The organism is Sphaerisporangium sp. NPDC049002, assembly GCF_040649355.1.
Classification (GTDB): Bacteria; Actinomycetota; Actinomycetes; order Streptosporangiales; family Streptosporangiaceae; genus Sphaerisporangium.
On record NZ_JBEZFH010000006.1, the window covers coordinates 80,528 to 89,189 of the forward strand.

Here is an 8,662-nt window from a genome sequence, read left to right on the forward strand (position 1 = left end):
GGTCCCTACAGGAAGACGTAGGAGACGCGGTCGACGACTTCGTCCTCAAGCCGCAGGCCCTCGCCGCGCGCGCGGCCGGCCACCTGCGAGAGCACCACCGGATCGGCCGCCACCTGGCCGAGGATCGTCCGTACGGCCAGCTCGACGGGAAGGAACCGCGAGGACAGGACCGACGCGGTGCGGTAGGCGGCGAACGGCGGGGCCCCGGGGTTGAGCTGCACGAAGGGCGGAAGCGCGTCCCAGTCGCCGGGGAACCCCTCCTCCACGCGGGACATGGTCACCACCGGCCTGCCGTGGTGCCGGAGCAGGCCGAGGCGCATCAACTGCCAGACGGCGGCGAGGTAGGGGCAGGACCACACCCGCGTACCGCGGGGCTCGTCCCAGAGCTCCACGTCGATGAAGATCGAGTGCCGCCGGGCGGCGTTCTGCTCGGGAGGCCGCCAGCCGGACTCGGTGCCCATGGCCTCGGACTCGGCTCCGTCCGCTTCTCGCCGGCCGTTGCAGAGCCAGCCGCTCTTGGTCAGCGGCGGGCGCGACCCGTTCGACCCCGGGGCCGGGTCGTCGACGATCCGGTCGAGGACCAACCGGGCCACGTCCACGGTGCCCGAGTGGGCGCAGGCCGACTCCCGGGCCAGGTAGTCGATCACCAGCCCGGCCTCAGCCGCCGCCTCGATCACCATGGGCACGACCTCGGCCGGAGTGCTGAAACGGCTGAAGTAGTCGTCGATGAGGAAGCACGTGCTCACCCGCGCCTTCGGGTGGAGCGTCCTGCGCAGGGTCTCGAACCAGGGCGCGACCAGGCGGAACTGCTCACGGATGCGCTCGGGGCCGACGGCGAAGTCCTCCATGTACAGGTGGCCGAGCTCGACGGAGACGTGGGACAGGGGAGTCGACTCGATTCGGCGCTCCGCGGTGTCCTCGGTGAAGACGGCTTTCACAGTCCCTCCCATGCGTGCACGTCGAAGATCTTCGTGGCCAGGTCGTCGAACGCCTTGATCGTGTTCTCGTTGGCGATGCGGCTCGCGTAGACGTCCTCGTCGACGATGAGCTGTTCCCTCCACTGCAGCACCGGGTCAAGCGGCACCTTCCCGAGCATCGCCGTACGGCCGACCCGGTGGCGCCTCGCCAGCTCGTGCAGGTCGCGGTTGCACTCGTCGAGCCAGGCGAGCTGCGTGGAACGCAGGGCCGAGAGCTCAGGCGCGCTCGGCTCGACGACGGCCGTGCGGACGAAGCGGATCTGCTCGGCGAGGGCCCTCTTGTCGTGCCCGTGGGCGGCGCCGACCTCCAGCAGGCCCCGCTTGTCGTACACGAGCCCGGACGCCGCGATGATGTGCTGGCGGGTCCACCGGTGGTAGACGAGCCACCGGAAGGGGACGGCCGCGAGCTCGGGGTGCGCGGTGGCGGCCAGGACCATGTCGGCGGCGTACGAGCGTCCGGCGCTGAGGTCGATCAGGCAGAGGTCGAACTCTTCCTGCAGGAGGAGGAAGAGCCGTACGCACTGCTGGACGATCCCCGTCGTGGTGCGGAACTCGCCGCCGCTCGAATCGCCGGGAAACAGGACGAGCTGCCCGGCACCGGGCGGCTTGCCGCGCAGCGCGCCGCGGTCGGACTCGGCCCAGATATCGATGCGGTACGGCTCCTGGACCTTCTCCTGAAGGTAGGAGTGCATGCCGCCGCGGTCGGTGCCGCGCTCCGCCGTGCTCACGTTGAAGATGGCGCCGGCCGTCGGGGAGCCGAAGTCGAAGTCCAGATAGCAGACGTCGTTGCCGTCGAGCGCACGGCGGTACACGATGTTGCTGCTCGTCACGGAACGGCCGGTGCCGCCCTTGTCGCTGATCGCGAAAACCAGCATCGTCAGCCTCCCTCCGTGGCGTTCTCCCGGGCGAGGGCCAGCAGTTCGAGATCGCGGAGGCACTCGCTGACGAGGGCGATGGCGCTCCCCGGCCGCGAACGGATGATCACCCGCGCTCGCCCGAGGTTGGCCTCGATGCTTCGCAGCTTCGGCTGGAGCGCCTGCCTGGAGCCGGCCACCCAGATGAGCTGCTCCTGGTCGTACAGATGCTCGGCCTCGCTGAGCATCTCGTTGGCGATGTCGGCGAGCAGCGGGCTGCGGATGGGCTGAGTCTCGATGGTCTTGGCCGCCGAGACCAGGAACTCCACCGCGCGTTCTGTGAAGTACCAGGACGGCAGGTCGGTGACCGGTTCGAGGTCGGTGAAGACCCTGGACGGCTGGTCCCACAGACCCGTGGCCGGGCCCTTGGTGTAGCGGCGGTGGGAGATGTGGTCCCAGATCTCGTCCGCGAGGGACAACAGCCGCTCGCGCATCTGGGTGCTGCGGGCGATGGACGCCACGCCCATGGTCCGCTTCAGCAGCGTGATGGAGAAGTCCGAGATGAGCCAGTGCATCGGCGGGCCCAGGGCGTCGCTGCCGTCGAGCTGGTAGACCACGCCCGGCGAGTGCATCCTCACCGGGGGGTCGTCCCTGGTGGCCCGGCGGGTGATGCGGGCTCTCATGGCCAGCTCGTCGAGGATTCCGGCGACGCGGCTGAGGACCGTGTCGGTCGCGCGGGTGCTCAGAAGGTTCTCGACCACCATGGCGGTGACCAGGAGGGAGAAGTAGTCGGACTCGACGTCGTCGGTCGTGCGCCAGGGGATGTCCTCCAGCGGCCAGCGCCCACGTCCGTACATGGCGACGCGTGCCCAGTAGGCCTGGGTGAGGTCCCAGCGCCGCTGCAGGGCGTTGGCGAGCTGCTGCTGCTCGTCGTCGAGCAGGCCGAGGACGCGTGTGCGCTCCGAGAACAGGTCGGTGATGGTCGTCAGCGCGATGACGGTGAAGTAGAGGAACGGCAGGTTGGGCGCGATGCCGTTCGGCTGCGGGCCCACGTCCAGGTCCGTCTCGACCTCCGGGGCGTCCTGGACGATGCCCCAGCTCCAGCCACACTCGAAGATGAGGTTGTGGTTGTCGAGGTCGACCTGCCCGGATCCGATGGTGAGGTCACGCAGGCCGGCCCGTACGCCCGTGAGCTGCTTCTGCAACTCCTCGACGACCCGGCGCTCCGGGAGGTTCTCCTGGTTGACCGAGCGGATGAGCGCCTTGCCCTGGGGTGAAGCCGGGTCGAACACATTGATCGTGAAGCTGCGCAGAAGGTTGACCATGGCCGCCGACAGCCGCTTGCCGGCGCGCGTCTCCACGTCGGCGATCTCCTTGAGGAGATCCTCACGGCGTACGCTGCGGCGGAAGACCCGGAGGAACCCGAGGACGCTCAGCATCAGGGTCACCGACATCGAGAACGAGTCCACGACGTCGAGCCGCTGCTGTTCCTTGGTCGGTTCCTGGTCGGGGTCGTTCGATTTGAAGTAGCTGCCGCCGGCGAACACCGGCCGGCCCATGTCATCGGTGTAGGCGTCGAGGTACTCGCCGATGACCTTGATCAGGGTCTTGGGGATCTCGACGCTGTCCCCGAGGGCGCCGAGCGCGTCGAGGACGTCCTCGGCCGTCTCGTCGGGTACGTCGAGCTTGAATCCGACCAGCTCAGAAGCCGGAAACATGAGGCATAAGAGTTGCTCGGTGTCCGAAATCGAGTTGGAGCCGTCACGCCCGCCCCACGTCCACCGGCCATCTTGGATAGACGCGCGGGAAACTGCTTTCCAGACTTCGAGAAGTTGTTGCCGTGGCTGCAGTTTCATAGGCGCAGGACCTCTCCCGGCGGCGTTACGTCACTTTCGCAGTCGACCATGCGCCAGGATCATCCCGCTGTAGCCCTCGCGCAGCAACCCGTCACTGTCAATATGCCTCACGACGACATCAGGCGCGTACGGTATCAGCTTTCTGCGCACCACAAGCTCGTCGACTCTGATGGCCGGAAAGAAATGGGTGCCGACCCGGTAACCCTCGGAGTTCTCCATGAGGGCGATCACGAACGGCGCTCCCGGCCTGAGCGCCTCAAGAAAGCTTCTGATCGCCCGTTCGAATTCCAGCTTGGCGGTCGTGATCGATTCGGCGACGAAGAACATGGTGCCGAGGTCCCACTTGGCCCGCGGGAGTTCGAAGACGCTTCCCTTTCGCACCACGGCGCGTTCGGCGAGGGCGAAGCGCGAGTCACGGATCTTCTGGTAGCGGATCTTCTCCTGCAGCACCTTCCAGAAGGGGTCCCACGTCGGGGAGTAGTTGAGCACCTCGTGCTCCAGCCACTCGACGTTGGCGCTGGAGTGCTCCCACAGCGTGATCTTGCCGCACAACGGCAGCATCGCGAGCGCGGGATAGAGATTGGGACCGGTCCCCACGTCGAGGCCCTCGGCATCGTAGACATCGCGTATGCCCGCGAAGAAATCGCGCACCTGTTCGACTATTTTTCGGTCGTCCTCGCGAAGTACGCCGTAATTGTGCTGCCAATACGCGTGGGGATCGAACTCGTCCCAGGGGTAGTCGGTGTTTCTCGAACCCTTGACGAGCGTGTCGCCCGCTTGATTTCCTGTCATTGCGCGCCGCTGCCTTATCTCGTCTCGGTCGGTGGAGCCCTCTGCCGCCGGGGCCACGCCTCTCCCCAGAGGGTGAGGACCGGGACGACCAAGGTCCTACTCTTATACACTCGTCCCCTGTGTTTTCGCAGGTCATTCCCAGTCTGTGATAGCTTGATCACTTCTTGCGAGTGTGAAGGTCACGGTACGGATAAATCTCGGAACATGTGAGTTGGACGGACCCCTTCCAGAATAAGCGACTAATGGAACGATCCGCTATTTTCGGGCATTTCGGACTTGTCATCACACGAGGCTCGCGCCCTGGGCGGCGAACATCATGATGTCGATGGCGGCCACGGCGACGGTCACGGCGAAGGCGGCCCGCCGCACCGAGCGCCGGGCCACGATCAGGCTCCCGCCCAGCACGAGCGCGACCGCTCCGAGACCGGCCACACCGACCGGCCCCCCGCGATCCCCCGGAGCCAGGGCGATCACCACGGACGCGGCGACCAGGAGAAGCGCGGCGCCGAGCCTCGCCCCCGTCGGCCCGAGACGCTGGGGAAGGCCGCGCACCCCGAGCGCGAGGTCGTCGGGCAGGTCGGGGACGACGTTGGCGAAATGGGCTCCCATACCGAGCAGCGCCCCCGCCAGCAACGCCCACCACGCGGGCCACGGCTCCCCGGGCAGTCCCAGCGTCACGAATGCGGGCAGCAGGCCGAAGGCGACCGCGAAGGGCAATGGCGAGGCCACTCCGGCCTTGAGTCTGAGGTTGTACAGCCATCCACAGGCGACGGCGGCGAGGTGCACGATCCCGGCCAGGACGCCGCTGGCGAGCGAGAGCGGCACACACAGGGCCAGCGCGGCGAACGCGGCCCTCGCGACCGTGCGAGGCTCGGCCGAGTCGCCGGTGAGCGGCTTGTCTGGCCGTCCGATGGCGCGGTCGCGTGCGCGGTCGATCCAGTCGTTGCTCCAGCCGATCGACAGCTGACCGCTGAGCACGGCGGCGCCGACCAGGAACGCGCCGCCCGTGCCCCGCCCGGCACCCGCCGCGAGCGCGCAGCCCACGGCCGTGACGACCGCCGTGGGACCCGGGTGACACGCCTTGATCAACGCAAGCATGTGATCAGACTCGCGCCCGCACCCCCGTCCACGCAACGCACCGCCACCGGATGAACGCGCGGACCGCGCACTCGAACCTGTGATCGAAGACTGTCGGTGGCCTCGGATACTCTCGTCGGTATGCGGATCGCGGTGACGGCGGACGCCGGCGGCGGCACGCTGCGACCGATAGGGGAGGGCGCCAGGCGCGTCGGCGACCTCGCGCGCGCCATCGGCGACCTGGAGAGATCCGAGCGTCCCCGGTGGATCTGGGCCGGCACCCATGACATCTACCCGGCGCTCCTCGCCCGCGACGTACGGCTGGCGCGTTGTCACGACCTGACGCTCACCGAGTCACTGCTCCTCGGTCACGAGGGCAGGTACGGCGAGCCCAGGTCGGCGCAGGCCGCGTACGCCAGGCTGCACGGCCTCCCGGTCCCCGACGACGGGGCGGGCCCACACGCCGTGCAGGACACGCTGTTCGAGCCCGAGCCCGCCGAGATCGACGTCACCGAGGTCTATCTCGACCAGCTCAGAAGGATCGAGGCCACCGAGAGCCCCGGCCGCTTCCGTCTCCTGGTCGCCGCGGAGTCGGCCGGAGCCCTGATCGCCGCCGAGATGGGCCACGACGGCATGCCCTGGCGTGAGGACGTCCACGACGAGTTGCTGACGGGTCTCCTCGGACCCCGGCCCGTCCACGGCATGCGGCCCGCGAAGCTCCAGGCCCTCGCCGACCAGGTGAGCGCCGCCTTCGGCGCCACCGTCAACCCCGATTCCCCGCAGCAGATCGTCAAGGCCTTCAAGTCGGCGGGCCTCGACGTCTCCTCGACCAGGTCCCACGTGCTCAAGCAGGTCGACCATCCGGCGGTCGCGCCCCTGCTGGCATACAAGGAGCTGGCCCGGCTCCACAGCTTCCACGGCTGGGCCTGGGCCCACCAGTGGGTGCGCGATCACCGGTTCCATTCCGAGTACGTGGTGGGGGGCGTGGTGTCGGGCCGCTGGGCCACCAGCGGGGGAGGGGCGCTGCAGATCCCCAAGGTGATGCGCCGCGTGGTGGTCGCCGACGAGGGGTGGCGGCTGGTCGTGGCCGACGGGGCCCAGCTCGAACCCCGGGTGCTGGCGGCGATGGCCGGCGACCGCGGCCTGGCCCGCGCGGCGGGGGAGATCGACCTGTACGCCGCGCTGGCCCAGGCCTTCGGCGGCGCCCGCGACAACGCCAAGATCGCCATGCTCTCCGCGATGTACGGCGGCACCAGCGGAGACGCCTCGAAGCTGCTGGCCATAATGCGGCAGAGGTTCCCGCAGGCGTACGCGTTCGTGGAGGACGCCGCGCGATCCGGCGAGGAGGGCCGACTGGTGCGTTCCTGGCTCGGACGTACGTGCCCGCCCCCGTCGGCGCACTGGCGGAACCTCGTCACAGGCCCCGAGGGCAGCCGCGCGGCGCGCGACCGCGGGCGGTTCACCCGCAACTTCGTCGTGCAGGCCACCGCCGCCGAGTGGGCGCTCACCCTGATGGCGTTGCTGCGCGGGCGGCTGCCCCATCCGGCCAGGCTGGTGTTCTTCCAGCACGACGAGGTGATGGTCCACTGCCCGGAGGACCTCGTCGGCGAGGTGTCGGCGGCGGTGGGCCGGGCGGCGGAGGACGCCACCCGCCTGCTGTTCGGAGAGACGCCCGTCCGCATTCCCATGGAGGCGGTGGCGGTGTCCTGCTACGCGGACGCGAAATAGGTCACGCGACGGCTCTTATCAGGTGCAGTGACTTCCTGCCGGCCCAGCCGAGCAGGCAGATGCTGAAGACAGCCTGGACGGTGCGCAGCCAGCCTGGCGTGGTCGTGGCGGCGAAGACCACCACGCCCAGCCAGAGCAGGCCGAATACCGCTACCAGGGCGATGGCCGCCCAGTTCAGCCCCCGGATCCACATGGGGGAAGTCTTCCAGGACGACCCTCATGTCAGGGCAAAGGCTGTCATCTCAACAAGTGAGCTTGCATCACCGATTTCGACGGAATGTTGCTAGTGCGGGTTGTCGCTAGTGAGGCAGCCTGCGCGAGACGCCGGCGCACCGGCGCATCCGCCCGCCCGTCCTGAGGCGGGCGGGCGGCGCCTCCTCCAGATGGGCGAGCAGCTCTTCGGCCATACGTGCGTCCGCGAGGATGCGCACGACCTCCTCGTCGCCGGCGGGGAGCTGGCCCCGCTTGTCCAGCTCGTGCCGCAGGAATGTCAGTGGGTCGGCGTCTCCTACGGCGTCGGAGGCGACGGTCGCCCGTCCGGCCGTCAGCAGGCCCAGGTACTGGGTGCGAAGGGTCGCTTCGCGAAGTCGCGCTTGCTCCAAGTCGTCCAGCAGGGTTCGGGCGATCTGCAGGAGATCGTCTGAGTCGCCCTCCTCGGCCGCGATGTGAGCGCGGATGTCGTCGAACTCCGACCGCGTCATGATGACCACCTCCACGGGCGGGGATCCGGGCACCGGGGTGGCGCCAGCGGAGTCCCGCACCCTCTTCGTAACGTCTGGCGATTGCGGATGACTTGCTGGCAGGTTGCGCCGGCGCGAATCGCTCGCTGTTTGGGATGGCTGAGGGGCGGGAAAGGTTTACCGGATATCAGAGTGGCGTCCGGCACTCCTGGGATGCTGCTAGAGTTTCCCCTCGTTGGGCGGCGATCAGGGCCCCGGGAGATCCAAAAAATCTTGCGGGCTACTGGCCTGCCCACACCCCCATCTAGCGTCGGGATCATCCCGGTTGATGCAGTAAGATTGCATCTGTCCGGTTGATCCGGTAAGTTAGACGGGTTGCCCTGGAGACGGGGCGGCCGAACTGTACCAGTTCGGGGCGGTTTCTGCCAGATCGGATGATTTGACAGAAAGTGTCTGGATCTGGTAAAGTTAGGCAACAGAAAGTGCGCCCCGGACGGGGCCGGAGCCGCTTGGTTCCGGGTCTGGTCTGGAGTACGCGTCCGTTTCTTGAGAACTCAACAGTGTGTTAAAAGCCAGTGCATGAATATGCATACCTCCGTCTTCCATGCGCCTTTGCGGGTGTGTGGGGATGGTTTCCTTTGGTTGGCATCACGCCTTGTGGGGTGTGGTGTTCGCCGGGATTTCTTCAAGCATTGTTT

8 protein-coding genes are annotated in these 8,662 nt (G+C 68.0%); 1 reads left to right on the top strand and 7 read right to left on the bottom strand.

Features of this window, described 5'->3' with window-relative positions; genetic code table 11:
• Positions 1 to 5: 5 nt before the first annotated feature.
• The 5 genes from AB0B89_RS02850 to AB0B89_RS02870 form a co-directional block, all read right to left on the bottom strand.
• Positions 6 to 938, bottom strand: a complete 933-nt coding sequence (locus AB0B89_RS02850) for an SCO2522 family protein (protein ID WP_358547139.1) — start codon at positions 936 to 938, stop codon at positions 6 to 8.
• Positions 935 to 1,852 carry an SCO2523 family variant P-loop protein gene (locus AB0B89_RS02855; RefSeq protein ID WP_358547142.1) on the bottom strand — a complete coding sequence of 306 codons (918 nt, stop codon included), beginning with the start codon at positions 1,850 to 1,852 and terminating at the stop codon, positions 935 to 937. The genes AB0B89_RS02850 and AB0B89_RS02855 overlap by 4 nt, the downstream gene beginning before the upstream one ends.
• Positions 1,853 to 1,854: 2 nt before the next feature.
• On the bottom strand, positions 1,855 to 3,687 hold the full coding sequence (locus AB0B89_RS02860; protein WP_358547144.1) for an SCO2524 family protein: 1,833 nt from the start codon (positions 3,685 to 3,687) through the stop codon (positions 1,855 to 1,857).
• Positions 3,688 to 3,717: 30 nt separating this feature from the next.
• Positions 3,718 to 4,536, bottom strand: a complete 819-nt coding sequence (locus AB0B89_RS02865) for an SCO2525 family SAM-dependent methyltransferase (RefSeq protein WP_358547147.1) — start codon at positions 4,534 to 4,536, stop codon at positions 3,718 to 3,720.
• A gap of 225 nt (positions 4,537 to 4,761) precedes the next feature.
• A complete protein-coding gene (locus AB0B89_RS02870) occupies positions 4,762 to 5,577 on the bottom strand; it encodes a UbiA family prenyltransferase (protein WP_358547149.1) in 816 nt (271 codons plus the stop codon).
• A 120-nt stretch (positions 5,578 to 5,697) separates the two neighbouring features.
• On the opposite strand from AB0B89_RS02870, the gene AB0B89_RS02875 reads away from it, so the two are divergent.
• Complete coding sequence (locus AB0B89_RS02875) at positions 5,698 to 7,284, top strand: bifunctional 3'-5' exonuclease/DNA polymerase (protein ID WP_358547152.1); 1,587 nt, start codon at positions 5,698 to 5,700, stop codon at positions 7,282 to 7,284.
• A gap of 1 nt (position 7,285) precedes the next feature.
• On the opposite strand, the gene AB0B89_RS02880 is transcribed toward AB0B89_RS02875, so the two are convergent.
• Positions 7,286 to 7,477: a hypothetical protein gene (locus AB0B89_RS02880; RefSeq protein WP_358547154.1), complete on the bottom strand. Its 192-nt coding sequence runs from the start codon at positions 7,475 to 7,477 to the stop codon at positions 7,286 to 7,288.
• Positions 7,478 to 7,583: 106 nt separating this feature from the next.
• A complete protein-coding gene (locus AB0B89_RS02885; protein ID WP_358547161.1) occupies positions 7,584 to 7,985 on the bottom strand; it encodes a hypothetical protein in 402 nt (133 codons plus the stop codon).
• Positions 7,986 to 8,662 lie beyond the last annotated feature (677 nt).